The sequence below is a fragment of the Streptomyces sp. NPDC043867 genome (genome assembly GCF_056435845.1).
In genome coordinates this window covers 140,844-164,623 of sequence record NZ_JBWKDS010000005.1, presented here as the reverse complement: position 1 = coordinate 164,623, position 23,780 = coordinate 140,844, and the positions used below count along the sequence as shown (strand labels likewise).

Sequence of the window (23,780 nt, the reverse complement as noted above, 5' to 3'; positions counted from 1 at the left end):
GCGCCGAGTACTGCGTGATCGCCTGCGCCGAGGCCTGGCGGGGCGACGGTGAGGTGCTCGCCGCCACGATGGGTGTGATCCCGTCCCTGGGCGCCCGGCTCGCCAGGCGCACCTTCGCGCCGGACCTGCTGCTGACCGACGGCGAGGCGATGCTCGTCGGGCCGGACGGCACACCGGAGGGCTGGCTGCCCTACCGGCAGCATCTGGCCATGGTGACGGGTGGCCGGCGGCACGTGATGATGGGCGCGAGCCAGCTCGACCGCTTCGGCAACCAGAACATCTCGTGCATCGGCGACTGGTCCCGGCCCGCCCGCCAGCTGCTCGGCGTGCGGGGTGCTCCGGTCAACACCCTGAACAACCCGACCAGTTACTGGGTGCCGAAGCACTCCCCGCGCGTCTTCGTCGCGGCGGTCGACGTGGTGTGCGGGGTGGGGTACGACAGTGCCTCGGCGGCGGGGCCGAGCGCCACCCGCTTCCACCGCATCCCCCGGGTCGTCTCCGACCTCGGCGTCTTCGACTTCGCCACCCCGGAGCACGTGATGCGCCTCGTCTCCCTGCATCCCGGTGTCACGGTCGAGCAGGTCAGAGCGGCGACGGGGTTCGAGCTGCACGTCCCGGACGGGGTGCCCCACACCCGTGAACCGACGCGGGAGGAGCGGGAGCTGCTGCGCGAGGTCATCGACCCGGAGGGCGTCAGAGACCACGAGGTTCCCGACGCCGGCGCAGTCGCCGGTCCAGGCACGGTCGCCGAGCCAGGCACGGTCACAGGTCCCGGCCGGGTCACCGGTCCCGGCCCGATCGCCGCGCGTGGGGCCGGGCACTGATGGAGACCTCGTTCACCCGGCTCGTCGGCGTCCGGTACCCGATCGTGCAGACCGGCATGGGCTGGGTGGCCGGCCCGCGCCTGGTCTCCGCGACGGCGAACGCGGGCGCCCTCGGGATCCTGGCCTCCGCGACGATGACGCCCGGCCGTCTGCGGGAGGCCGTGCGGGAGGTCAAGTCCCGTACGGACGCGCCGTTCGGGGTGAATCTGCGGACGGACGCGGGGGACGCGGGCGACCGGGTGCGGATCCTCGTCGAGGAGGGGGTGCGCGTCGCGTCCTTCGCCCTCGCCCCCTCGCGCGAGCTGATCGCCGAGCTGAAGGCGGCGGGCGTGGTCGTCGTCCCCTCCGTCGGGGCGCGGCGGCACGCCGAGAAGGTGACCGCCTGGGGTGCCGACGCGGTGATCGTGCAGGGCGGCGAGGGCGGCGGGCACACCGGCGAGGTGGCGACGTCCGTGCTGCTGCCGCAGGTGGTGGACGCGGTCGGTGTCCCGGTCGTCGCGGCGGGCGGCTTCCACGACGGCCGGGGACTGGTGGCCGCGCTGGCGTACGGCGCGGCGGGCGTGGCGATGGGCACGCGCTTCCTGCTGACGTCCGACTCGACGGTCCCGGACGCCGTGAAGGCGCGGTACCTGGCTGCGGCGGTCGGGGACGTGACGGTCACGAAGGCCGTCGACGGACTGCCGCACCGCATGCTGCGCACGGACCTCGTCGACTCCCTGGAGGGTGCGGGCCGTACGGCGTCCCTGGTCCGGGCGCTCCGCCGGGCCGCCGGGTTCCGGAGAGTCTCCGGTCTCTCCTGGTCCCGGATGATGCGTGACGGGCTCGCCATGAGACACGGCAGGGACCTCACCTGGAGCCAGGTCCTGCTCGCAGCCAACGCGCCCATGCTGCTCAAGGCGTCGATGGTCGACGGGCGTACGGATCTCGGGGTGATGGCGGCGGGGCAGGTCGCGGGTGTGATCGAGGATCTGCCGTCGTGCGCGGAGCTGGTCGAGCGGGTGATGGCGCAGGCCCACGCGACACTGCACGCGCTGCCGACACCCGAGGCCCCCGCCCTCGGGGCGCCCCCGTCCGGGGCACCCACCCCCTGAGACCCGCGCCCCGGGCACGCACCCTGAGACCCGTCCCCTGGGCACCCACCCCCTGAGTCCCGCCGCCTCGAACACCCAGCTCCGAGACACCGGCCCCCGAAGCACCCACCTCCGCGCACCCGCCCCGGGACACGACCCGGAGCACCCACCTCCGTGCCCCCGCCCCGAGACACCTCCCGGAGCACCCACCTCCGCCCCCCCCTCGCCCCGGGACACCCACCCCCAGATCACCTCCGTCCGGACCGGCTGTCCCGGGTGAGCCCGCCGGTCCGGGGAATTCTCAGAGCCGCTCGATGATCGTCACGTTCGCCTGGCCGCCGCCCTCACACATGGTCTGGAGCCCGAAGCGGCCGCCGGTGCGCTCCAGTTCGTGCAGCAGGGTCGTCATCAGCTTCACGCCGGTGGCGCCGAGGGGGTGGCCCAGTGCGATCGCGCCGCCGTTGACGTTGACCTTGTCCGGGTCCGCTCCGGTCTCCGCGAGCCAGGCGAGGACGACCGGCGCGAAGGCCTCGTTGATCTCGACGAGGTCGATGTCGTCGAGGGTCATGCCGGTCTTCCTGAGGGCGTGCGCGGTGGCCGGGATGGGCGCGGACAGCATGCGGACGGGGTCCTCACCGCGGACGGAGAGATGGTGCACCCGGGCGCGCGGGGTCAGCCCGTGGTCCCGTACGGCCCGCTCGGAGGCGAGCAGCATCGCGGCGGCGCCGTCGGAGACCTGGGAGGAGCAGGCGGCGGTGATCGTGCCGCCCTCGACGACCGGTTTCAGGGCGGCCATCTTCTCCGGCGAGGTGTCCCGGCGCGGGCCCTCGTCGGCGGTGACCTTCCCGTACGCCACGGTCTCGCGGGCGAAGCGGCCCTCGTCCAGGGCGCGTACGGCCCGCTGGTGCGAGCGCAGGGCGAACTCCTCCTGGGCGCGGCGGGTGATGCCCCACGTGGCGGCGATCAGTTCGGCGCCGTGGAACTGGTCGACGGGCCGGTCGCCGTAGCGGGACCGCCAGCCCTCGCTGCCCGCGAAGGGGCCCTGGGTCAGGCCGAGCGGTTCGGCGGCCTGCCGGGAGGCGAAGGCGATGGGGATCTGGGTCATGTTCTGGACGCCGCCCGCGACCACCAGGTCCTGCGTGCCGGACAGGACCGCCTGGGCCGCGAAGTGGACGGCCTGCTGGGAGGATCCGCACTGCCGGTCGACGGTGACACCGGGCACCTCCTCGGGCAGTCCGGCCGCCAGCCAGGAGGTGCGGGCGATGTCCCCGGCCTGCGGGCCCACCGTGTCCAGGCAGCCGAAGACGACGTCCTCGACGGCGGCCGGATCCACCCCGCACCGTGCGACGAGGGCTTTGAGGACGTGCGCGCCCAGGTCCGCCGGGTGGGCGCCGGCCAGTCCCCCGCCCCGTCGCCCGACGGGTGTGCGGACCGCTTCGACGATGTAGGCCTCGGCCATGACGGTGTCCCTCCGGGGTTCACGTGTCGCGTAGGGAGATCCCGTCCAGCACCATCGACAGGTACTGCCGGGCGATCTCCTCCGGGCTGTGCTGCCCGCCGGGCCGGTACCAGGACGCGGCGACCCACACCGTGTCGCGCACGAACCGGTAGGCGAGCCGGATGTCCAGGTCGGCGCGGAAGACCTCGGCGGCGACACCGCGCTCCAGGGTGCTGAGCCATGCCTTCTCGAAGTTGCGCTGCGACGCGGCGAGGAAGGCGAACCGCTCCTGCGCGGCGAGCTGTTTCGACTCCTTCTGGTAGATCGCGACGGCGGCGCGGTGCCGGTCGATCTCCCGGAAGGACTCGGTGACCAGGGCCTCCAGGGTTTGCCTGGGGCCGAGTCCGGCGACGAGGACGGTGTCGTAACCGTCCCAGAGCTCGTCGAGGAAGGTCCGCAGGATCTCCTCCAGCATCGACTCCTTGGAGTCGAAGTGGTAGTAGAGACTGCCCGCGAGCATTCCGGCCTGGTCGGCGATCTTGCGGACGGTGGTGGCGTTGTAGCCCTGTTCGGCGAAGACCTCGGCGGCCGTGCCGAGCAGTTCACGGCGTCGCTCCGGTGACGCGGTCACCTGGGACTTCTTCTTGGTAGGCACGGGTCCATTGTGGTCCCTCAACTCTTCGTCCTACGCATGCCGACTGCTGACGGAGACGACCTCGCCGGTCATGTACGAGGAGTAGCCGGACGCCAGGAAGACGATCACGTTGGCCACCTCCCAGGGCTCGGCGTACCGTCCGAAGGCCTCCTGGGCGGTGAGTTCCGCCAGGAGTTCGGGGGTGGTCACCTTCACCAGGTGCGGATGCATCGCGAGGCTCGGGGCGACGGCGTTGACCCGGACCCCGTGGGCGGCGGCCTCCACGGCCGCGCACCGGGTGAGCGCCATGACCCCGGCCTTGGCCGCCGCGTAGTGCGCCTGCCCGGCCTGGGCGCGCCAGCCGATGACGGAGGCGTTGTTGACGACCGCTCCGCCCCGGCCGTGGACCGCGAACCGCCGCAGTGCGGCCCGGGTGCACCGGAACGTGCCGGTCAGTGTCACGTCGAGCACCTTCGACCACTGCTCGTCGGTCATGTCGACGAGGGGTGAAGTCCCGCCCAGGCCCGCGTTGTTGACGACGACGTCCACGCGGCCGTGGAGTGCGGTCGCGGCGTCGAAGAGGGCCTGGACCTGGGTCTCGTCGGTGACGTCGCAGGGCAGCGCGGCCACGGGCGCGGCGCCGAACTCCTCGGCGAGGGCGGCGGCGGTCTCCTGGAGGCGGCGTGTGTGCGCGTCGCTGATCAGCACGCGCGCGCCCTCCTCCAGGAAGCGGCGTGCGGTGGCCCCGCCGATGCCGGCGCCCGCCGCGGCGGTGATGACGGCGGTGCGGTCCCTCAGCAGCCCGTGCCCGGGCACGTACGCCGGGCTCTCGACGTCGCTCATGCCTCCAAGCTAACCTACCAAACACTTGTTAGGGAAGTCGCGCCGTGATCGTCCCGCGGCTTCCGTCGTCCCGCTGCTTCCGTCGTCCCGTGACCGCCGCCGTCCCGCGGCCACCAACACCCGATACAGGCCAACGCCCCGATACCCGCCGCCGCGAGCCCGCCACCGAAGGGTGCCGTCCATGGACCTCACGCACTCCCCCGCCGACGAGGCGTTCCGCGCGGAGGCCCGGGCCTGGCTCGCGCGCCACGTCCCGCCGGCGCCGCTGCCCTCCCTGGAGACCGCGGAGGGCTTCGCCGCGCACCGCGCGTGGGAGGCCGAACTGGCCGCGGACCGCTGGTCGGTGGTGTCCTGGCCTGCGCGGTACGGCGGCCGGGACGCGGACGTCTTCCGGTGGCTGGTCTTCGAGGAGGAGTACTACGCGGCCGGCGCCCCGGGCAGGGTCGGCCAGAACGGCGTCAGCCTGCTCGCCCCGACGCTCTTCGCCCACGGCACCGAGGAGCAGCGAGCCCGCGTGCTTCCTCCCATGGCCCGCGGCGAGACCGTCTGGGCGCAGGCGTGGTCCGAGCCGGAGGCGGGGTCCGACCTGGCCTCGCTCACCTCCCGCGCGGTGCGCGCCGACGGGGGCTGGCTGCTGAGCGGGCAGAAGACGTGGTCGTCGCGGGCGGCGTTCGCGGACCGGGCGTTCGGACTGTTCCGCAGCGACACGGCCGCGCCGAAGCGGCACCTGGGGCTGACGTATCTGATGTTCGGTCTGCGGGCGCCCGGTGTCACGGTCCGGCCCATCGGCCGCCTCGACGGGAAACCCGCCTTCGCCGAGATCTTCCTGGACGAGGTCTTCGTGCCGGACGAGGACGTGATCGGCGAGCCGGGCGACGGCTGGCGGGTCGCCATGTCGACGGCGGGCGACGAACGCGGTCTGACGCTCCGCTCCCCCGGCCGTTTCCTCGCCGCCGCCGGCCGGCTGACCGCGCTGTGGCGCGCCCATGCCGATCCGGCGGACACCGCCCTGCGGGACCGGGTGGCGGACGCGGTGATCGGCGCCCGCGCCTACCAGCTGTTCGCCTGCGCCCAGGCGTCCCGTCTCGCCGCGGGCGAGGCGCTCGGAGCGGAGTCCAGTCTGAACAAGCTCTTCTGGTCCGAGTACGACATCGCGCTGCACGAGACGGCGCTCGATCTGCTGGGCGCGGACGGGGAGTCGGCCGGCACCGGCTGGGCGCAGGGGTACGTCTTCGCGCTGGCCGGCCCGCTGTACGCCGGCACCAACGAGATCCAGCGCGACATCGTCGCCGAGCGGCTGCTCGGCCTGCCGAAGGGCCGCCGCTGATGCGTTTCCTCCTCGACGCCGAGCAGCGTGCCTTCGCCCGCTCGCTCGACGCGATGCTGACGTCCGCGGACACACCCGCCGTCGTCCGGGCCTGGGGTGCGGGCGACCGCACGCCGGGCCGCGCCCTGTGGTCCCGGCTCGCCGATGCGGGCGTCTTCGCGCTGCCGGTGTCCGAGACGTACGAGGGGGTCGGCCCGCTTCCCGTGGAACTCGCGGTGGCGTTCGTCGAATTGGGGCGGCACGGGGTTCCCGGGCCGCTGGTGGAGACGGCGTCGGCGGCCGTCCTGCTGGCGGAGCTCGGCGCCCCGGGGCCGGCCGGGCGTCTGCTGCCGGCGCTGGTGTCGGGCGGGACCCTCGCCACGCTGGCGCTCGGGGACGCATGCGTGCTGGACGGTGAGGCGGCCGAGGTGATCCTGGTGGTGTCCGGGGACGAGCTGCGGGCGGCCCCCGGGCACGGTCCGGTGCACGGCTCCCTGGACCGGGCCCGCCCGCTGACCCGCCCGCTGCCGGGCGGTGAGCTGCTCGCGGCAGGTCCCTGCGTCACCCGCGCGAGCGCCCGCGCCCTCGTCTGGGCCCGGCTCGCCACCGCAGCCCAGGCCCTGGGTACCGGTCTGGCGCTGCTGGAGCGGACCGTCGCGTACGTGGGGCGGCGCACCCAGTTCGGTGTTCCCGTCGGCTCGTTCCAGGCCGTCAAGCACCGGCTCGCGGACGCCAAGACGGCCCTGGAGTTCGCCCGCCCGCTGCTGTTCGGCGCCGCCGTCACCATGGACCCCGCCGACGTGGCCGCCGCCAAGGTCATGGCCTGCGAGAGCGCGTACGCGACGGCACGGGCGGCCCTCCAGCTGCACGGCGCGATCGGCTACACCGCGGAGTACGACCTCTCGCTGTGGCTGACCAGGGCCCGCGCCCTGCGGACTGCGTGGGGGACGCCGTCCGAGTGCCGGGCCGCTGTCCTCGGTGGGGGTGGCCGCGGCCGGTGAGTTCCCGGTGCTGCTCCCCCGTCGGCGCCGGGATCCGCGCCCCCGGCCCTTACGGGGCGCGGCCCGTAAGGGGCGCGGGCAGGCCGGGCGCGCAGCCTCCCCGGCCCGTACAGGGCGGCGCGGGCAGGCCGGGCGCGCAGCCGGCGGGAGGGGGCGACCCGGCGCCCCGGACGGCGCGGGAGTCGACGACCGGGCGGATCCCCCGGGGCTGTCAGGCCGTCAGTCCCGCGGCACGTTGCCGAGGACGGCTCCGGGCTGTCAGTCACGCGGCACGTTGCCGAGGACGGCCCGAGGCTGTCAGTCACGCGGCACGTTGCCGAGGACGGCCCGAGGCTGTCAGTCACGCGGCACGTTGCCGAGGACGGCCCGAGGCTGTCAGTCCCACGGCACGTTGCCGAGGACGGCTCCGGGCTGTCAGTCACGCGGCACGTTGCCGAGGACGGCCCGAGGCCGTCAGTCACGCGGCACGTTGCCGAGGACGGCCCGAGGCCGTCAGTCCCACGGCACGTTGCCGAGGACGGCCCGAGGCCGTCAGTCCCACGGCACGTTGCCGAGGACGGCCCGAGGCTGTCAGTCCCACGGCATGTTGCCGAGGACGGCCCGAGGCTGTCAGTCCCGCGGCACGTTGCCGAGGACGGCCGTGCGGCCCGTCGCGCGCAGGACGGTGTGCGCGCCGGTCAGCAGCACCGCGTCGTAGGGGCCGAGCGTCGCCCCCGCCACCTCGGCGCTCCCGTCGAGCGCGACGACCAGCGCGGGCGCGGCGGTCAGGGGCAGTGTGCCGCGTACCACCGCGACGGTCGGGGCGGGACGGCCGCCGTCCCTTCTCCACATGACGTTGAGGTTCACCACCGGCCCGGCGATGAGCCGGCAGTGGGTCGGCTCGTCACCGCGCAAGTCCTGCGGGGCGTGGCGCGTGTCGACGAGCCGGCGCTCGCCGCCCACCGTCAGGTCCATCCCGGCGCCCTCGACGAGGGTCAGGGTGCGGTCGACGCCGGGGAACGCGGAGAACGGTCCGTCCGCGCCGACCTCGGCGAGGCTCACCCGGCAGACGAAGTCCGTCATGTCCGCGCCCGGCGGCCAGGCCGCGATCTCGCGCGTGACGCCGCCGCCGTCCTTCCAGGGCACGGCAACCCGCCCGGCGGCGGGCAGCGGCCGGATCACCGGACGATCCCCCGCGCCCGTGCCGCCGCCAGCCACTGCGGGAACTCGCCGACCAGGCGGTCGTACAGCTCCGCGTCGGAGACCTCGCGCGGCTCCTGGCCCGCGTGGAAGAAACCGGCGTTGTCGACGACCCGCTTCTGCGGTACGGCGAGTTCGTCGAGCTTGCGCAGGAACTCGAACTGCCTGCTGCCCGGGTCGCCGAAACCGATGAACTGCCAGAACAGCGGCAGTTTCGCCGCTTTGCACAGGTACCGCTCGGCGGCGAGCTTGTTGACCGGTCCGCCGTCGGTCTGGAAGACGACGAGGGCCGGGTCCGTGGAGCCGCTGTCGAGGTAGTGGTCGATGACCGCGTCCATCGCCAGGTGGTAACTGGTCCTGCCCATGTGCCCGAGCCCCGCCGCGATCTGCTCGATGCGGCCCCGGTGCCCGGCGAGCGCGATGTCGGTGACGGCGTCTATGCCGGTCGAGAAGAAGACGACCGGGACCGTCCCGTCGTCGTCGAAGTGCGCCGCGAGACCGAGCACGCGGTCGGCGAGCGCCTGCACACTGCCGTCCTTGTAGTACGGCTTCATCGAGCCCGAGTGGTCGACGACGAGGTAGACGGCGGCCCGCTGTCCCTCCAGCCCGTTCCTGGTGAGGGAGAGCCCCGCGGTCTTGTACAGGCTGACCAGGGCGGGCGCCGTCTCCGCCACCTCGGTGAGGCTGATTCCGGCCATGCGGGCTCCCTTCCCGGGGCGTCGTCGGGTGACGCGGTGCCGAGATTACGTCACCGTGCCCACGTCACCCGGGCCCCGCCCCCACCCCTCCCGCCTGCGTTCGCTGTTCCGGGCCGGGTCCGCTGCCTCGCGGCCGGCGGCGCCCGGCCCGGTCCGCCTCCGTGCCCGGTCCCGCCGTACCCTGTGCGGCATGAAACGTGCCGTCGGCCTGCTGTGGGCCACCGTCCCTCTCGTGGCCGCGGCGGCCGTCTCGTGCGCGCCGCCCGGTCACCCCGGCACGCAGCACGACAAGGGCCGGGCCACCGCTTCACGGCACGCCGGGCCCGGGAGCACGACGGCGGGACCGGCGGGCGGCGGTGGGCGGACCGCCCGCCGGCAGGCCGGGCTCGCCGCGCCGGAGAAGAAGGAACTGGCCCAGCAGCTGGTGTCGAGTGCCGAGAACTCCACGCTCGACTGGCGCGGACAGTACGGCTACATCGAGGACATCGGCGACGGGCGGGGCTACACCGCGGGCATCGTCGGCTTCTGCTCCGGCACCCACGACCTGCTGACCGTGGTGGAGCGCTACACGAGGGGCCGCCCCGGCAACCCCCTCGCCCGCTACCTCCCCGCGCTGCGCGAGGTCGACGGCACGGACTCCCACCGCGGCCTCGGCCCGGGGTTCACGGCTGCCTGGCGGGCGGAGGCCCGCGTCGCGGCGTTCCGCCGGGTCCAGGACGCCGAACGGGACCGCGTGTACTTCCGTCCGGCGGTCCGGCGCGCCGAGCGCGACGGCCTCGGCACGCTCGGGCAGTTCGTCTACTACGACGCGATGGTCATGCACGGCGCGGGCCGCGGCCCCGACGGCTTCGACGGCCTGCGCGAGCGGGCCGTCGCGGAGGCGGACACCCCGGCCGAGGGCGGCTCCGAGAAGGAGTACCTCGACATCTTCCTCGACGTCCGGCGTCGCGCCATGAAGTCCTCTCCCGACCACCGCGACACGACCCGCATCGACACCGCCCAGCGCCGTTTCCTCTACGACGGCAACCTGGACCTCGACACCCCGCTGGAGTGGAGGGTGTACGGGGAGCCGTACAGGGTGGAGTAGCCGGCCCGGGCGCGGACGCACCACGGCGCCCGCCCAGGTCCGGTCGGGGACGGGGCAGGCGCCGCGTTCAGTTCCGTACGCCTTTGTACGGGACGTCTGTGGGGGTGGAGCGTCCGGCTCTCAGACCATCAGGGAACGGTCCGTCGGGCGGATCGGCGCCGGCAGGTCGCTGGCACCGGTCAGGAAGCGGTCGACCCCGCGGGCGGCCGAGCGGCCCTCCGCGATGGCCCACACGATGAGCGACTGGCCGCGGCCCGCGTCACCGGCGACGAAGACGCCGGGCACGTTGGTCTGGTAGTCGCCGTCGCGGGCGATGTTGCCGCGCTCGTCGAGGTCGAGGGCGAACTGCGAGACCAGGCCGTTCTGGACGTCGGTGCCGGTGAAGCCCATCGCCAGCGTCACCAGCTGAGCGGGGATCTTGCGTTCCGTGCCCGGCTTCTGGGTCAGCTTGCCGTCGACGAACTCGACCTCGACGAGGTGCAGCCACTGGACGTTGCCGTCCTCGTCGCCCTCGAAGTGGGTGGTGTTGACGGAGTAGACCCGCTCACCGCCCTCCTCGTGCGCGGAGGTGACCTTGTAGAGCATCGGGAAGGTCGGCCACGGCTGGTGCGGGGCGCGGTCCTCGCCGGGCCTCGGCATGATCTCCAGCTGCGTGACGGAGGCGGCGCCCTGACGGTGGGCGGTGCCCACGCAGTCGGCGCCCGTGTCACCGCCGCCGATCACGACGACGTGCTTGCCCGCGGCGGTGATCGGGGGCGTCACGAAATCGCCCTCCTGCACCTTGTTGGCGAGGGGCAGGTACTCCATCGCCTGGTGGATGCCGCTCAGTTCGCGGCCCGGGACGGGCAGGTCACGGGCGGTGGTGGCGCCGGCGGCGACGACCACGGCGTCGTACCGCTTGCGCAGGTCCGTCGCCTTGAGGTCGCGGCCGATCTCGATGCCGGTACGGAAGCGGGTGCCCTCCGCGCGCATCTGCTCGATGCGCCGGTTGATGTGCCGCTTCTCCATCTTGAACTCGGGGATGCCGTACCGCAGGAGGCCGCCGACGCGGTCCGCGCGCTCGTACACCGCGACCGTGTGACCGGCCCGGGTGAGCTGCTGGGCGGCGGCGAGACCCGCCGGTCCCGAGCCGACGACGGCGACCGTCTTGCCGCTGAGGCGCTCGGGGATCTGCGGGGCGACGTCCCCGGTGTCCCACGCCTTGTCGATGATCGAGACCTCGACGTTCTTGATGGTCACGGCGGGCTGGTTGATGCCGAGGACGCAGGCCGACTCGCAGGGCGCCGGGCACAGGCGGCCGGTGAACTCGGGGAAGTTGTTGGTCGCGTGCAGGCGCTCCGAGGCCGCCTGCCAGTCCTCGCGGTAGGCGTAGTCGTTCCACTCGGGGATCAGGTTCCCGAGCGGACAGCCGTTGTGGCAGAACGGGATGCCGCAGTCCATGCAGCGCGAGGCCTGCGTGGGGATGATCGGCAGCAGCGAGCCCGGGACGTAGACCTCGTTCCAGTCCCTGACGCGCTCCTCGACGGGGCGGGACCTGGCGACCTCGCGCCCGTGGTTGAGAAAGCCCTTGGGATCAGCCATTGGTCGCCGCCTCCATCATCTTCTCGGTGATCTCGGTCTCGGAGAGACCGGCTCGCTCGGCGGCGTCCTTGGCGGCGAGCACTGCCTTGTACGTGCTGGGGATGATCTTGCTGAAGCGGCCCACCGCGGTGTCCCACTCGGCCAGGAGCTTCTCGGCGACGGTCGAGCCCGTCTCCTCCTGGTGGCGGCGCACCACGTCGTGCAGCCACTGCTTGTCGGTGTCGTCGAGGGCCTCGACGGCGTTCACGTTGCCCACGTTCACGTTGTCGCGGTGCAGGTCGATGACGTAGGCGACGCCGCCGGACATGCCGGCCGCGAAGTTGCGGCCCGTCTCGCCGAGCACGACCGCGTGACCGCCGGTCATGTACTCGCAGCCGTGGTCGCCCACGCCCTCGGACACCACCGTGGCACCGGAGTTGCGGACGCAGAAGCGCTCGCCGGTGCGGCCGCGCAGGAAGAGCTCGCCGCTCGTCGCGCCGTACGCGATCGTGTTGCCCGCGATCGTCGAGTACTCGGCGAGGTGGTCGGCGCCCCGGTCGGGACGGACGATCACCCGGCCGCCGGAGAGGCCCTTGCCGACGTAGTCGTTGGCGTCGCCCTCCAGGCGCAGCGTGACACCGCGCGGCAGGAAGGCGCCGAAGGACTGGCCCGCGGAGCCGGTGAAGGTGATGTCGATGGTGTCGTCGGGCAGGCCCGCGCCACCGAACTTCTTCGTCACCTCGTGGCCGAGCATGGTGCCGACCGTGCGGTTGATGTTGCGGATCGCGACCTGGGCGCGGACCGGCTGGGCGTCGGTGGCGGAGTTCGCGGCCAGCGCGTCGCCGGCGAGCCTGATCAGCTCGTTGTCGAGCGCCTTCTCCAGGCCGTGGTCCTGCTGGATGACCTGGTGCAGCGCCGCGCCCTCGGGCAGCTCGGGCACGTAGAACAGCGGGGACAGGTCCAGGCCCTGCGCCTTCCAGTGGTCGACGGCGCGGGTGACGTCGAGCACGTCCGCGTGGCCGACGGCCTCCTCGATGGAGCGGAAGCCCAGCTCGGCGAGGATCTCGCGGACCTCTTCGGCGATGAACTGGAAGAAGTTCACGATGTACTCGGCCTTGCCGGCGAACCGGTCCCGGAGGGTCGGGTTCTGCGTGGCGATGCCGACCGGGCAGGTGTCCAGGTGGCAGACGCGCATCATGACGCAGCCGGAGACGACGAGCGGCGCGGTCGCGAAACCGAACTCCTCGGCGCCGAGCAGCGCGGCGATGACGACGTCGCGGCCGGTCTTCAGCTGGCCGTCGGTCTGCACGACGATGCGGTCGCGCAGGCCGTTGAGCAGCAGCGTCTGCTGGGTCTCGGCGAGGCCGAGCTCCCAGGGGCCGCCCGCGTGCTTGAGGGAGGTCAGCGGGGAGGCGCCGGTGCCGCCGTCGTGGCCGGAGATGAGCACCACGTCCGCGTGCGCCTTGGAGACACCCGCGGCGACCGTGCCGACGCCGACCTCGGAGACCAGCTTGACGTGAATCCGCGCCTGCGGGTTCGCGTTCTTCAGGTCGTGGATCAGCTGGGCCAGGTCCTCGATGGAGTAGATGTCGTGGTGCGGCGGCGGGGAGATCAGGCCGACGCCGGGGGTGCTGTGCCGGGTCTTGGCGACCCACGGGTAGACCTTGTGGCCGGGCAGCTGGCCGCCCTCGCCGGGCTTGGCGCCCTGCGCCATCTTGATCTGGATGTCGTCGGCGTTGACCAGGTACTCGGACGTGACGCCGAAGCGGCCGGAGGCGACCTGCTTGATCGACGAGCGGCGGGCCGGGTCGTACAGCCGGTCCGCGTCCTCGCCGCCCTCACCGGTGTTGGACTTGCCGCCCAGCTGGTTCATGGCGATGGCGAGGGTCTCGTGCGCCTCCTTGGAGATGGAGCCGTACGACATGGCGCCGGTGGAGAAGCGCTTGACGATCTCGCTGACCGGCTCGACCTCGTCGATGGAGATCGGCTCGCGGCCGGAGGTGAAGCCGAACAGGCCGCGCAGCGTCATGAGGCGCTCGGACTGCTCGTTCACGCGGTCCGTGTACTTCTTGAAGATGTCGTAGCGGCGGGTGCGCGTGGAGTGCTGGAGGCGGAAGACCGTCTCCGGGTCGAACAGGTGCGGCTCGCCCTCGCGGCGCCACTGGTACTCGCCCCCTATCTCCAGGGCGCGGTGCGCGGGCGCGATGCCGGAGGCCGGGTACGCCTTGGCGTGGCGGGCGGCGACCTCCTTGGCGACGACGTCGAGACCGGCGCCGCCGATCTTCGTCGCGGTGCCGCTGAAGTACTTCTCGACGAAGGCCTGGTCCAGGCCGACGGCCTCGAAGACCTGGGCTCCGCGGTAGGAGGCGACGGTGGAGATGCCCATCTTGGACATGACCTTCAGGACGCCCTTGCCGAGGGCGTAGATCAGGTTGCGGATGGCCTGCTCGGGCTCGATGCCCTCCAGGAACGTGCCCGCGCGGACCAGGTCCTCGACGGACTCCATCGCCAGGTAGGGGTTGACGGCGGCGGCGCCGTAGCCGATGAGGAGGGCCACGTGGTGGACCTCGCGGACGTCGCCGGCCTCGACCAGCAGGCCCACCTGGGTGCGCTGCTTGGTGCGGATGAGGTGGTGGTGGACGGCCGCGGTGAGCAGCAGCGACGGGATCGGCGCGTGCTCGGCGTCCGAGTGCCGGTCGGACAGGACGATCAGCCGGGCGCCGTTGCCGATGGCGGCGTCGGCCTCCGTGCAGATCTCCTCGAGCCGGGCGGCCAGCGAGTCGCCGCCGCCGGAGACCCGGTACAGGCCGGACAGCGTCGCGGCCTTCATGCCCGGCATGTCGCCGTCGGCGTTGATGTGGATGAGCTTGGCCAGCTCGTCGTTGTCGATCACCGGGAACGGCAGGGTGACGCTGCGGCAGGACGCGGCGGTCGGCTCGAGCAGGTTGCCCTGCGGGCCCAGCGACGAGCGCAGGGAGGTGACGAGCTCCTCGCGGATGGCGTCCAGCGGCGGGTTGGTGACCTGCGCGAACAGCTGCGTGAAGTAGTCGAAGAGCAGCCGCGGGCGCTGTGAGAGCGCGGCGATCGGCGTGTCGGTGCCCATCGAGCCGATCGGCTCGGCGCCGGCCCTGGCCATCGGCGCGACGATGACGCGCAGCTCTTCCTCGGTGTAGCCGAAGGTCTGCTGGCGGCGGGTGACCGAGGCGTGCGTGTGCACGATGTGCTCGCGCTCGGGCAGGTCGGACAGCTCGATCTCGCCGGCTTCCAGCCACTCCGCGTACGGGTTCTCGGCGGCGAGGGCGGCCTTGATCTCGTCGTCCTCGATGATGCGGTGCTCGGCGGTGTCCACGAGGAACATGCGGCCGGGCTGCAGGCGGCCCTTGCGGACGACCTTCGCGGGGTCGATGTCGAGGACGCCGACCTCGGAGCCGAGGACGACGAGGCCGTCGTCGGTGACCCAGTAGCGGCCGGGGCGCAGGCCGTTGCGGTCGAGGACCGCGCCGACCTGGGTGCCGTCGGTGAAGGTGACGCAGGCGGGGCCGTCCCAGGGCTCCATCTGCGTGGCGTGGTACTGGTAGAACGCGCGGCGGGCCGGGTCCATGGAGGCGTGGTTCTCCCAGGCCTCCGGGATCATCATCAGCACGGAGTGCGGCAGGGAGCGGCCGCCGAGGTGGAGCAGTTCCAGGACCTCGTCGAAGGACGCCGAGTCGGAGGCGTCCGGCGTACAGACCGGGAAGATGCGGTCGAGCTTCTCGCTGCCGAACAGGCTGGAGACGAGCTGCGACTCGCGGGCCTTCATCCAGTTGCGGTTGCCCTTGACCGTGTTGATCTCGCCGTTGTGCGCGACGAAGCGGTACGGGTGGGCGAGCGGCCAGCTGGGGAAGGTGTTCGTGGAGAACCGGGAGTGCACGAGCGCGATCGCGGAGGCGAAGCGGCGGTCGGACAGGTCCGGGAAGAAGGGCTCCAGCTGGCCGGTGGTCAGCATGCCCTTGTAGACGATGGTGCGGGCCGACAGGGACGGGAAGTAGACACCGGCCTCGCGCTCGGCGCGCTTGCGCAGCACGAATGCCTTGCGGTCCAGGTCGATGCCGGTGGCGGCGTCCTGTCCGGCCACGAAGAGCTGGCGGAAGGCGGGCATCGTCGAGCGCGCGGTGGCGCCGAGCAGCTGGGGGGCGACGGGGACGTCGCGCCAGCCGAGGACGGTGAGGCCCTCTTCCGCGGCGAACGTCTCGATCTGTGAGACGGCGTGGGCGCTGTCCTCCGGCAGGAAGGCGATGCCGACCGCGTACGAACCGGCCTCGGGCAGCTCGAACCCGGCGACCTCGCGGAAGAAGGCGTCCGGGACCTGGGACAGGATGCCGGCGCCGTCGCCCGAGTCGGGCTCGGAGCCGGTGGCACCGCGATGCTCCAGGTTGCGCAGAACCGTGAGCGCCTGCTCGACCAGCGCGTGGCTCGCCTCGCCGGTGAGGGTGGCCACGAAGCCGACGCCGCAGGCGTCGTGCTCGTTGCGGGGGTCGTACATACCCTGCGCGGCAGGGCGAGCATCCATGAAGGACCAGTTCTGGCCATTCGCGGAGTGCTGGGACGGCTGGCGCGGCGTACGCATCGGCTCTCCCGTCGTCGTCGTGGCTGGGGGCACCTCCCAGGCTCTTGAGGCTCTGGGGGAGCGATTGCCGAGGGACGACGTTGGCCCTCTGCGGTGGAGTGCAAAATTTCGTGCAGGTTACATGATGGAGTGGTTCTCGGGAACCGGATACTCCGTTTCAGCATGCGGACACCGCGGTGGCGGCGGGGGTACCGCGCACGGCGGTGAAGTGTGGGGAACCCATCCGGACAGATCGATGTCCTCGGGCCCGGGCGCGGCAGGCGGCTTCGCCGGTCACGCAGGGTGCGGCGCGGGCCTCATTGCCCACGCGCTTACGGGTCATGCCCGGTGGTTAAGCGTTCGAAACCGCCGGGTAACGACTAGTTATGCAGCCCTTCGCATAAGTGCACCGGGCCTCATCCTACGGCCGTACCGAACCAGCTGCCCAGGACGTACGTCACACCCGCCGCGGCGCCACCGAGGGCCAGCTGCCGCAGACCGCTGTACCACCAGGAACGCGCGGTCACCTTGGCAACAAGCGCGCCGCACGCGAAGAGTCCGACGAACGCGAGCAGCAGCGCGGGCCACAGGGCGGTCGCACCCAGCAGGAAGGGCAGGACGGGGAGCAGGGCGCCCAGGGCGAAGGAGCCGAAGCTGGAGACGGCGGCGACGGACGGCGAGGGCAGGTCGCCCGGGTCTATGCCCAGTTCCTCGCGCGCGTGGATCTCCAGCGCCTGCTCGGGATCGCGCGAGAGCTGCCTGGCCACCTCCCTCGCCAGCGCGGGCTCGACACCACGGGCCTCGTACAGCTCGGCGAGCTCGCGCTCCTCGTCCTGCGGGTGCTTGCGCAGCTCACGGCGCTCGACGGCCAGTTCCGCCTCGACCAGCTCGCGCTGGGAGGCGACGGAGGTGTATTCGCCCGCGGCCATCGAGAAGGCGCCGGCCGCGAGTCCCGCGAGACCGGTGATGACGATCGTCTGGTGCGCGACGGATCCGCCGGCGACACCCGTCATCAGGGCGAGGTTGGAGACGAGTCCGTCCATCGCGCCGAACACGGCGGGGCGCAGCCAGCCGCCGTTGACGTCGCGGTGGGTGTGGTTGTCGCGGTGCGCCTCGTGCAGTGCGGCTTCGGTGTCGATGATGGCCATCTCGGTCCCCCAGCAGGCTCTTTTTTGGACGGGTTCTACTTTTCGACAACAGCAAAGGTACGCCTTGAATTTCCTGCCCGCCAGCAAGGAAAGGCTGCGCTAACCTGCGCCTTTGCCCGTCGGCGCTCATCCGTGGCGGGTCGCGCGCAGCTGTCGACCGGGTGACGCTGCGGGCCTTGAGGCCGTGCCGGGCCGTTCCGGTGGGACAGATCCGCAAAGGGTTCCGCGCACGGTTCCGCCCCGTGGTGCCGCACACGGTTCCGCGCTGTGGCTCCGCGCTGTGACCGGAGCCGGGAGAGAAGAGGCACCGGATGGCTCCCATCGCCTGCGTTCCCTCGGTACCGCCGCCCCAGGACGCCGCCCGCCTGCGGGACCGGGCGCGCGGTGCGCTGCTCGGGCTCGCCGTCGGGGACGCGCTCGGGGCACCCGCCGAGAACATGAAGCCGTCCGAGATCCGGGCGCGGTGGGGCCGTATCACCGGGTACGTCGCCGAGCACCCGGCCGGGACCGACGACACCGAGTACGCGATCTTCTCCGGACTGCTGCTGGCCCGCCATGGCTCGGCACTCACCGCGGCCCATGTGGAGACGGCCTGGCACCACTGGATCGCGGACCGGGACGAGGGGCCGTTCCGCGGCGCCGGGTTCAGCGAGCGGGGCACGCTGGAGAACCTGCGCCGGGGGCTCGCGGCACCCATCTCCGCCCAGCACCGGCACGCGTGGAGCGACGGTCTCGCGATGCGCGCGGCACCCTTCGGCGTCTTCGCGGCGGGCCGCCCGGCCGAGGCGGCCCGCCTGGTGGCGATCGACGGCTCGGTCAGCCACGAGGGGGAGGGCATCTACGGCGGGCAGGCGGTGGCGGCCGGGGTCGCGGCGGCGATGACCGGCGCTCCCACCATCGCCGTGGTGGCCTGCGCCCTCGCCGTGGTCCCGGACGACTCCTGGACGGCCCGGTCGCTGCGGCGCGCGGTCGCGGTCGCCCACCGGGGCGAGCGCGCGGTCCGCTCGGCGGTCGTCATCGGCGGCTACCCGTGGACGGACCTCGCCCCGGAGGCCGTCGCCCTCGCCTTCGGCGCGTACGCGGCGGCCGACGGCGACTTCACGGAATCCGTGCTCACCGCGGTCAACATGGGCCGCGACGCCGACACCACGGCGGCGGTGGCCGGGGCGCTGGCCGGTGCCACTCGGGGCGCCGCCGCCATTCCGGCCGAGTGGGCCGCGGCCATCGGCCCGGCGCTCGGCAGCTGCCTTCCCTCGATGGCGGGCCATCATGTGCTGGACGTGGCGGAGCTGCTGACCCCGGAGGACGACGAGAAGTGGACCGCGGGGCCCGGCCCCGCACCCCGGGAACCGCTCGACGACCCCGGCGGCACGCACCTGCGCCCCGACCCGCACACGTACGTGATCACCGGCGAGGTACGGCCGTGACCCCCGGTCTGGTGGGGGACGAACCCCGCGAGGACGCCGCCTCGGCGCCCGGTGACCAGACGCGGACGGCGTTTCTCTCCGGCACGCGGACGCACACGGAGCCCTCGGAGGGCGGTGACGCGCCCGCCGTGGGTGCCGCCGTCACGCCGTCGCCGGCATCCCAGAAGACGTCCGCCCCCACCGACTCCGCGCGCACGGTTTCAGTGGCGCCCCTCGGTGTCCGGCCCCCGAGCCACGGGGACGAGCCCGCGGCCCCCGACGTCCAGCACCTGAGCCTCGCCGTGCGGCCCGCGAGCCTCCTCGTGGAGGGTCCCCCGGGCGGGGCCGGTGTCGCGGTGCGGCGGATCGAGGGGTTGTTGCTCGGGCTGGCCGCGGGGGACGCCGCGGGATGGCCGGCCGCCCGGCACCGGGCCGCCCGCATGCCCGAGTGGACGCGGCGGCTCACCCGCGAACTGGACACGTTCGCGGAGCAGAACGCGACCACCACCCTGCCCGTGCCCATCGCCCTCAACCAGCCGCCCGAACCCCTGCGGCTCGGCCCCTCGGACGACGCCGAATGGGCCGCCTTCGCGGCCGAGGCGGTCCTGCGGGCCGGGGACGGCAGCGCCCTCGGCGACCTCAGCCGGGAGCGCCGGATGCGCGCGGCGATCGACCTGGCGTGGAACGCCGTCGCCGGCGAGGTGGCCGCCGCGGCCGAACGCGCCCCGGAGGTCGAGTCGGCCGTACTGCCGCTGCGCGCCCGGATCTCGGTCCGGGCCGGCCTCGGCAACCTCGCCGCCGGCCTGCGCCCGCCCGCCACCGGCCACGACAACCCCCACTACTTCGACGACGCCGCCTGCGTACGCGCCTGCGTGCTCGCCGTGGCCCACCCGGGCGACCCCCGACTCGCCGCGGAGCTGGCCGAGTTCGACGCCCGCTACACCCAGGACGGCGACGGCGTGCACGGCGCCCGCGCCATGGCCGCGGCCGTCGCGCTCGCCCTGACCGGCGCGCACGTCGACGCCTGCGTGACGGCCGCGCTCGCCGAGCTGCCGGCGGCGACGGAGATCGGCCGCAACGCGCGGCACGCGATCACCCTCGCGCGGGGCGCCGACAGCACCTTCGGTCTCGTACCCCTGCTGGAGCACCAGATCGTCGACCACGTCTACAGCTACGGCATCGCGGCCGCCGAGACCGTCCCCGTCGCCCTCGCCCTCGCGACCGCCGCGCGGGGCCGCATCGCCGAGGCGGTGCCGGCCGCCGCGTGCCTGTCCCGGGTGGCCGACTCCGCCCCGGCCCTGGCCGGCGCCCTGACCGGCGCGCTCGGCGGCGGCGACACGATCCCCGCCGCCTGGCGCGACGCCTGCCGCACCCTCTCCGGCTGCGCCCTGCCCCGCCTCACGGGCACCGACCTGGTGGAACTCGCCGGACTCCTGGCAGCCACGGAACTGAGCGCACCAGGAGGATGATTCGGGCATGACGCCCACAACCACGGAAACCCTCGAAGAACGGATCACCGGGGCCCTCGTCGGCGCCGCCGTCGGCGACGCCCTAGGCGGACCGGTCGAGGGGTACAGCCCCGAGCAGATCCTCGAACGCCACGGCGGCCGCGTGCACGGCGTCGTCGGCCCCTGGAACGGCGACACCTGGCGCACCGCCCGCCCGATCGCCCCGTACCACAAGGGTGACGGACACGTCACCGACGACACCCTGATGACCCACGCCCTGGTCCGGGTGTACGCCACGGTCCGCGACCACCTCGACGCCTACGCGGTCGCCGGGCACCTGGTCCCCGACCTCATGGGCACGCCCCGCTGGATCCCCGAACTGGAGGCCGAGGCCCTCCCCCTCCAGCGGATCTTCCTCGCCGAGAAGTGGCTGGTGGCCCGGATCCACTACGGGCACGCCGACCCGCGCGAGGCCGGCACCGGGAACATCGTCAACTGCGGTGCGGCGATGTACATGGCCCCGGTCGGCCTGGTCAACGCCGCCGACCCCGCCGCCGCGTACGCCGAGGCGCTCGACGTCGCCGGTGCCCACCAGTCGTCGTACGGCCGTGAGGCGGCGGGCGTCTTCGCGGCGGCGGTCGCCGCGGCGTGCGCGCCGGGGGCCAGCCCGGCCTCGGTCGTCGACGCCTGCCTCGCCCTGGCCAAGGACGGCACGCGAGCCGCCGTCGAGGCGGTCTGCGAAGTCGCCGTCCGGCACACCGACTTCGAGTCGGCGCTCCGCCCGCTGCGGGAGGCCGTGGCCCCCTTCGACACCGTCGGCCCCGACTACCGCGCCCCCTCGCTCGGCGCCCGCCGCCCCTCCCGCCTGCACGCCATCGAGGAACTCCCCGTCGCGCTGGGCATGTTGCTGGTCGCCGGCGGCGACTACCGGCACGCCGTGCTGGGCTGCGTCAACTACGGCCGGGACTGCGACTCCATCGCCACCATGGCCGGTGCCCTCGCAGGCGCCCTGGGCTCCGAGGTCCCCCGCGACTGGTCCAAGACGGTCGCGGAGTCGAGCCGCCTCGACCTGCACGCACCCGCGACGACCCTCGCCGAGGTCACCCGCGAGATCTTCGACCGGGACGTCCGGCGCCGAAGGGCCCACGAGGCGGCGTTCGCCGCGCTCACGGGGGCACCGTGCTCCGGCTGACCTGGGTCCAGCCCGAGGACCTCCTCGGCCACGAGCTGCGCCAGGCCGCGCAGGACGGCCGCGAGACCGCGGCCGTCACGGCCCGCTGGCGGGCGGCGGGCGGACCCGAGGCGCCCGCCCGGGCAGGCGCCTCGCCGACACCGGCCTCCCCGTATCTGCGCGTCCTCGCGGAGGACCTGCTCGACGAACTGGCCGACCTGCCCGGCGCCCTGGCGGACCGGGAACCGACCGGCCTCGGACGGATCAGGGACCGCTGCCCGGACTGGCCCGCACGGGATCCGGCCGGTCCCGCACCCGCCGCGGCCGGCCCCCGCCGGCTGGAAGCCGCCTGGCTCGGCCGGGCCGCGGGCTGCCTGCTGGGCAAACCGGTGGAGAAACTCCCCCTGCGGGGAATCCGCGAACTGGCCCGCGCCACCGGCAACTGGCCGCTGAGCACCTATTTCACGGCCCGCGGAGTCCCCGCGGAACTCGCGACGGCCCACCCCTGGAACAAGCGCTCCGCGCCCACCTCACTCGCCGAGAACATCGACGGCATGCCGGAGGACGACGACCTCAACTACCCCGTGCTGAACGTGCTGTTGCTCCAGCGGTACGGCCGCGGGTTCACCACCGCCGACGTGGCGCGGCTGTGGCTGGACGAACTCCCCGCGGGCCGCACGTTCACCGCGGAGCGCGTCGCGTACCGCAACCTCCTCGCCGGCGTGGAGCCCCCGCGCACGGCCCGCCACCGCAACCCCTTCCGCGAGTGGATCGGCGCCCTGATCCGCGCGGACGTCCACGGCTGGACGAACCCCGGTGACCCGGCGGCCGCCGCGGAACAGGCCCACCGGGACGCCACCCTCACCCACACGGCGAACGGGGTGTACGCGGCGATGTTCGCGGCGGCGGCCCTCGCCGCGGCGGCGGGCGGCAACGGCGACGTCCACACGTGCCTGCGGGCGGGACTCGCCGTCGTCCCGGCCGGCTCCCGGCTGGCCGAAGCCGTCCGTCACGCCGTCCGGCTCGCCCGTACGACCGAGGACTTCGACGCCGTCGTCGACGAACTGCATGCCGCGCACCGCGCCTACCACTGGGTCCACGCCGTCCCCAACACCGCCCTGATCGCCGCGGCCCTCACCCATGCGGACGGGGACTTCGCGGGCTCCGTCTGCCGTGCCGTGTCGGGCGGCTGGGACACGGACTCCAACGGCGCGACGGCGGGCAGCGTCGCGGGCCTGCTGGCCGGGGACCCCGCCGCCCTCCCCGAGCGGTGGACCGCTCCGCTCAAGAACCGGCTGGCCACCTCGATCGCCGACTTCAACGGCGTCGGCTTCGACACCCTCGCCCAGCTCACCCACCGCCAGAGCCACCAGGAGGCCTGCCGCCCATGACTCTCATCGCCGTACTCGGCAGCACGAACATGGACCTCGTCACGTACGTCGCCAAGGCCCCGCAGCGCGGCGAGACCGTGACGGGCCGGGAGTTCCGCACGGTCCCCGGCGGCAAGGGCGCCAACCAGGCGATCGCCGCGGCCCGCGCGGGCGCCGACGTCTCGATGATCGGCGCGGTGGGCCAGGACGCCTTCGGCACCGGACTGCGGTCCACCCTCGAACACTCCGGCGTGGACACCGACCACCTGCGCACCGCCGAGGGCCCGTCCGGCACCGCCCACATCGTCGTGGACGACGAGGGAGGCAACGCCATCGTCGTCATCCCGGGCGCGAACGGCACCGTCGACCATCTCGCCCCCGGCGACGAGGCCCTCATCGCCGCCGCCGACGCGCTCCTGCTCCAGCTGGAGATCCCGCTGGCCGCTGTCGTCGCGGGCGCCGAGGCCGCACGCGGGCACGGCGTCCGCACGGTCCTGACCCCCTCCCCCGTCCAGCCGCTGCCACCCGAACTCCTCGACTCCGTCGACCTGTTGGTGGCCAACCAGCACGAGGCCGCCGCACTCGGCGGGGTCATCGAACCCCGGGAGGCGGCCAAGACCCTGCTCGCACGGGTCCCGGCCGTGATCGTGACGCTCGGCGCGGCGGGCTGCCTGTACGTCGCGCGGGATCACGACCCGATCAGTGTCCCCGTGCCGCGGGTGACCGCCGTGGACACCACCGGCGCGGGCGACACCTTCGTCGGCACCCTGGCCGTCGCGCTCGGCGAGGGCAGGCCGATGCGGTCCGCCCTCGCCTGGGCCTCGGCCGCCGCCGCGCTGTCGGTGCAGCGGGCCGGCGCCTCGTCCTCGATGCCCTACCGCTCCGAGATCGACGCCCAGGCGTCGCGGCCCGCGTCGTGAGCGCCCGCCAGGAACACGGCCCGAGCGGACCGGGGCGGCACACGGCAGCCGCCCTCCAGGAACCCGGATCCGGCGGACCCGCGCAGCTCCCC

18 protein-coding genes are annotated in these 23,780 nt (G+C 73.6%); 10 read left to right on the top strand and 8 right to left on the bottom strand.

Annotation, left to right across the window (positions count from 1 at the left end; genetic code table 11):
* The first annotated feature begins 14 nt into the window (after window positions 1-14).
* Together AC069T_RS07200 and AC069T_RS07195 are read left to right on the top strand one after the other, a co-directional pair.
* The gene (locus AC069T_RS07200; RefSeq protein WP_478781863.1) at window positions 15-824 is read left to right on the top strand and encodes a CoA-transferase subunit beta; all 810 of its coding nucleotides are present in this window, start codon (window positions 15-17) and stop codon (window positions 822-824) included.
* Window positions 824-1,915, top strand: coding sequence for an NAD(P)H-dependent flavin oxidoreductase (locus AC069T_RS07195; RefSeq protein ID WP_478781774.1), 1,092 nt, complete (start codon window positions 824-826; stop codon window positions 1,913-1,915). The genes AC069T_RS07200 and AC069T_RS07195 overlap by 1 nt, the downstream gene beginning before the upstream one ends.
* A gap of 280 nt (window positions 1,916-2,195) precedes the next feature.
* Here the strand turns inward: AC069T_RS07195 and AC069T_RS07190 are convergent, their stop codons facing one another.
* The 3 genes from AC069T_RS07190 to AC069T_RS07180 are packed head-to-tail and all read right to left on the bottom strand — an operon-like array spanning window position 2,196 to window position 4,809.
* Window positions 2,196-3,353, bottom strand: a complete 1,158-nt coding sequence (locus AC069T_RS07190; RefSeq protein WP_478781773.1) for an acetyl-CoA C-acetyltransferase — start codon at window positions 3,351-3,353, stop codon at window positions 2,196-2,198.
* 19 nt (window positions 3,354-3,372) lie between these two features.
* The gene (locus AC069T_RS07185; RefSeq protein WP_478781772.1) at window positions 3,373-3,987 is read right to left on the bottom strand and encodes a TetR/AcrR family transcriptional regulator; all 615 of its coding nucleotides are present in this window, start codon (window positions 3,985-3,987) and stop codon (window positions 3,373-3,375) included.
* A 30-nt stretch (window positions 3,988-4,017) separates the two neighbouring features.
* Window positions 4,018-4,809 carry an SDR family oxidoreductase gene (locus AC069T_RS07180; RefSeq protein ID WP_478781771.1) on the bottom strand — a complete coding sequence of 264 codons (792 nt, stop codon included), beginning with the start codon at window positions 4,807-4,809 and terminating at the stop codon, window positions 4,018-4,020.
* Window positions 4,810-4,990: 181 nt separating this feature from the next.
* Here AC069T_RS07180 and AC069T_RS07175 point away from each other — a divergent pair, with 181 nt between their 5' ends.
* On the top strand, window positions 4,991-6,136 hold the full coding sequence (locus AC069T_RS07175) for an acyl-CoA dehydrogenase family protein (RefSeq protein ID WP_478781770.1): 1,146 nt from the start codon (window positions 4,991-4,993) through the stop codon (window positions 6,134-6,136).
* Complete coding sequence (locus AC069T_RS07170; protein WP_478781769.1) at window positions 6,136-7,116, top strand: acyl-CoA dehydrogenase family protein; 981 nt, start codon at window positions 6,136-6,138, stop codon at window positions 7,114-7,116. Before AC069T_RS07175 ends, AC069T_RS07170 begins: the two co-directional genes overlap by 1 nt.
* 609 nt (window positions 7,117-7,725) lie before the next feature.
* Here AC069T_RS07170 and AC069T_RS07165 read toward each other — a convergent pair.
* Both AC069T_RS07165 and AC069T_RS07160 read right to left on the bottom strand, forming a co-directional pair.
* Window positions 7,726-8,277: a HutD/Ves family protein gene (locus AC069T_RS07165; protein ID WP_478781768.1), complete on the bottom strand. Its 552-nt coding sequence runs from the start codon at window positions 8,275-8,277 to the stop codon at window positions 7,726-7,728.
* Entirely contained in the window at window positions 8,274-8,993 is a 720-nt protein-coding gene (locus tag AC069T_RS07160) for a vWA domain-containing protein (RefSeq protein ID WP_478781767.1), read from the bottom strand. The genes AC069T_RS07165 and AC069T_RS07160 overlap by 4 nt, the downstream gene beginning before the upstream one ends.
* Window positions 8,994-9,183: 190 nt before the next feature.
* Between AC069T_RS07160 and AC069T_RS07155 the strand changes: the two genes are divergently transcribed.
* Window positions 9,184-10,080, top strand: coding sequence for a chitosanase (locus tag AC069T_RS07155; protein WP_478781766.1), 897 nt, complete (start codon window positions 9,184-9,186; stop codon window positions 10,078-10,080).
* 120 nt (window positions 10,081-10,200) lie between these two features.
* Here AC069T_RS07155 and AC069T_RS07150 read toward each other — a convergent pair whose 3' ends face one another.
* From AC069T_RS07150 to AC069T_RS07140, 3 genes are all read right to left on the bottom strand, one after another.
* Window positions 10,201-11,661, bottom strand: coding sequence for a glutamate synthase subunit beta (locus AC069T_RS07150; protein WP_478781765.1), 1,461 nt, complete (start codon window positions 11,659-11,661; stop codon window positions 10,201-10,203).
* Complete coding sequence (gltB, locus tag AC069T_RS07145; protein WP_478781764.1) at window positions 11,654-16,246, bottom strand: glutamate synthase large subunit; 4,593 nt, start codon at window positions 16,244-16,246, stop codon at window positions 11,654-11,656. The genes AC069T_RS07150 and gltB overlap by 8 nt, the downstream gene beginning before the upstream one ends.
* A 395-nt stretch (window positions 16,247-16,641) precedes the next feature.
* The gene (locus AC069T_RS07140; protein WP_478781763.1) at window positions 16,642-17,373 is read right to left on the bottom strand and encodes a VIT1/CCC1 transporter family protein; all 732 of its coding nucleotides are present in this window, start codon (window positions 17,371-17,373) and stop codon (window positions 16,642-16,644) included.
* A 311-nt stretch (window positions 17,374-17,684) separates the two neighbouring features.
* Between AC069T_RS07140 and AC069T_RS07135 the strand changes: the two genes are divergently transcribed.
* From AC069T_RS07135 to rbsK, 5 genes are all read left to right on the top strand, one after another.
* A complete protein-coding gene (locus AC069T_RS07135; RefSeq protein WP_478781762.1) occupies window positions 17,685-18,800 on the top strand; it encodes an ADP-ribosylglycohydrolase family protein in 1,116 nt (371 codons plus the stop codon).
* Between the two features lie 128 nt (window positions 18,801-18,928).
* Window positions 18,929-20,248: an ADP-ribosylglycohydrolase family protein gene (locus AC069T_RS07130; RefSeq protein WP_478781862.1), complete on the top strand. Its 1,320-nt coding sequence runs from the start codon at window positions 18,929-18,931 to the stop codon at window positions 20,246-20,248.
* 7 nt (window positions 20,249-20,255) lie between these two features.
* Window positions 20,256-21,419 (top strand): ADP-ribosylglycohydrolase family protein, encoded by a 1,164-nt coding sequence (locus tag AC069T_RS07125; protein WP_478781761.1) that lies wholly within the window; start codon window positions 20,256-20,258, stop codon window positions 21,417-21,419.
* The gene (locus AC069T_RS07120) at window positions 21,407-22,789 is read left to right on the top strand and encodes an ADP-ribosylglycohydrolase family protein (RefSeq protein ID WP_478781760.1); all 1,383 of its coding nucleotides are present in this window, start codon (window positions 21,407-21,409) and stop codon (window positions 22,787-22,789) included. Before AC069T_RS07125 ends, AC069T_RS07120 begins: the two co-directional genes overlap by 13 nt.
* Window positions 22,786-23,688, top strand: a complete 903-nt coding sequence (gene rbsK, locus AC069T_RS07115; RefSeq protein ID WP_478781759.1) for a ribokinase — start codon at window positions 22,786-22,788, stop codon at window positions 23,686-23,688. The genes AC069T_RS07120 and rbsK overlap by 4 nt, the downstream gene beginning before the upstream one ends.
* The last annotated feature ends 92 nt before the right edge of the window (window positions 23,689-23,780 follow it).

Bases quoted from the DNA above. Each gene is read 5' to 3' on its own strand.
- AC069T_RS07125 (WP_478781761.1), top strand. From the start codon at position 20,256: ATGACGCCCACAACCACGGAAACCCTCGAAGAACGGATCACCGGGGCC.
- AC069T_RS07170 (WP_478781769.1), top strand. From the start codon at position 6,136: ATGCGTTTCCTCCTCGACGCCGAGCAGCGTGCCTTCGCCCGCTCGCTC.
- AC069T_RS07155 (WP_478781766.1), top strand. From the start codon at position 9,184: ATGAAACGTGCCGTCGGCCTGCTGTGGGCCACCGTCCCTCTCGTGGCC.
- AC069T_RS07180 (WP_478781771.1), bottom strand. From the start codon at position 4,809: ATGAGCGACGTCGAGAGCCCGGCGTACGTGCCCGGGCACGGGCTGCTG.
- AC069T_RS07160 (WP_478781767.1), bottom strand. From the start codon at position 8,993: ATGGCCGGAATCAGCCTCACCGAGGTGGCGGAGACGGCGCCCGCCCTG.
- AC069T_RS07135 (WP_478781762.1), top strand. From the start codon at position 17,685: ATGGCTCCCATCGCCTGCGTTCCCTCGGTACCGCCGCCCCAGGACGCC.
- AC069T_RS07175 (WP_478781770.1), top strand. From the start codon at position 4,991: ATGGACCTCACGCACTCCCCCGCCGACGAGGCGTTCCGCGCGGAGGCC.
- AC069T_RS07195 (WP_478781774.1), top strand. From the start codon at position 824: ATGGAGACCTCGTTCACCCGGCTCGTCGGCGTCCGGTACCCGATCGTG.
- AC069T_RS07150 (WP_478781765.1), bottom strand. From the start codon at position 11,661: ATGGCTGATCCCAAGGGCTTTCTCAACCACGGGCGCGAGGTCGCCAGG.
- rbsK (WP_478781759.1), top strand. From the start codon at position 22,786: ATGACTCTCATCGCCGTACTCGGCAGCACGAACATGGACCTCGTCACG.
- AC069T_RS07140 (WP_478781763.1), bottom strand. From the start codon at position 17,373: ATGGCCATCATCGACACCGAAGCCGCACTGCACGAGGCGCACCGCGAC.
- AC069T_RS07190 (WP_478781773.1), bottom strand. From the start codon at position 3,353: ATGGCCGAGGCCTACATCGTCGAAGCGGTCCGCACACCCGTCGGGCGA.
- gltB (WP_478781764.1), bottom strand. From the start codon at position 16,246: ATGCGTACGCCGCGCCAGCCGTCCCAGCACTCCGCGAATGGCCAGAAC.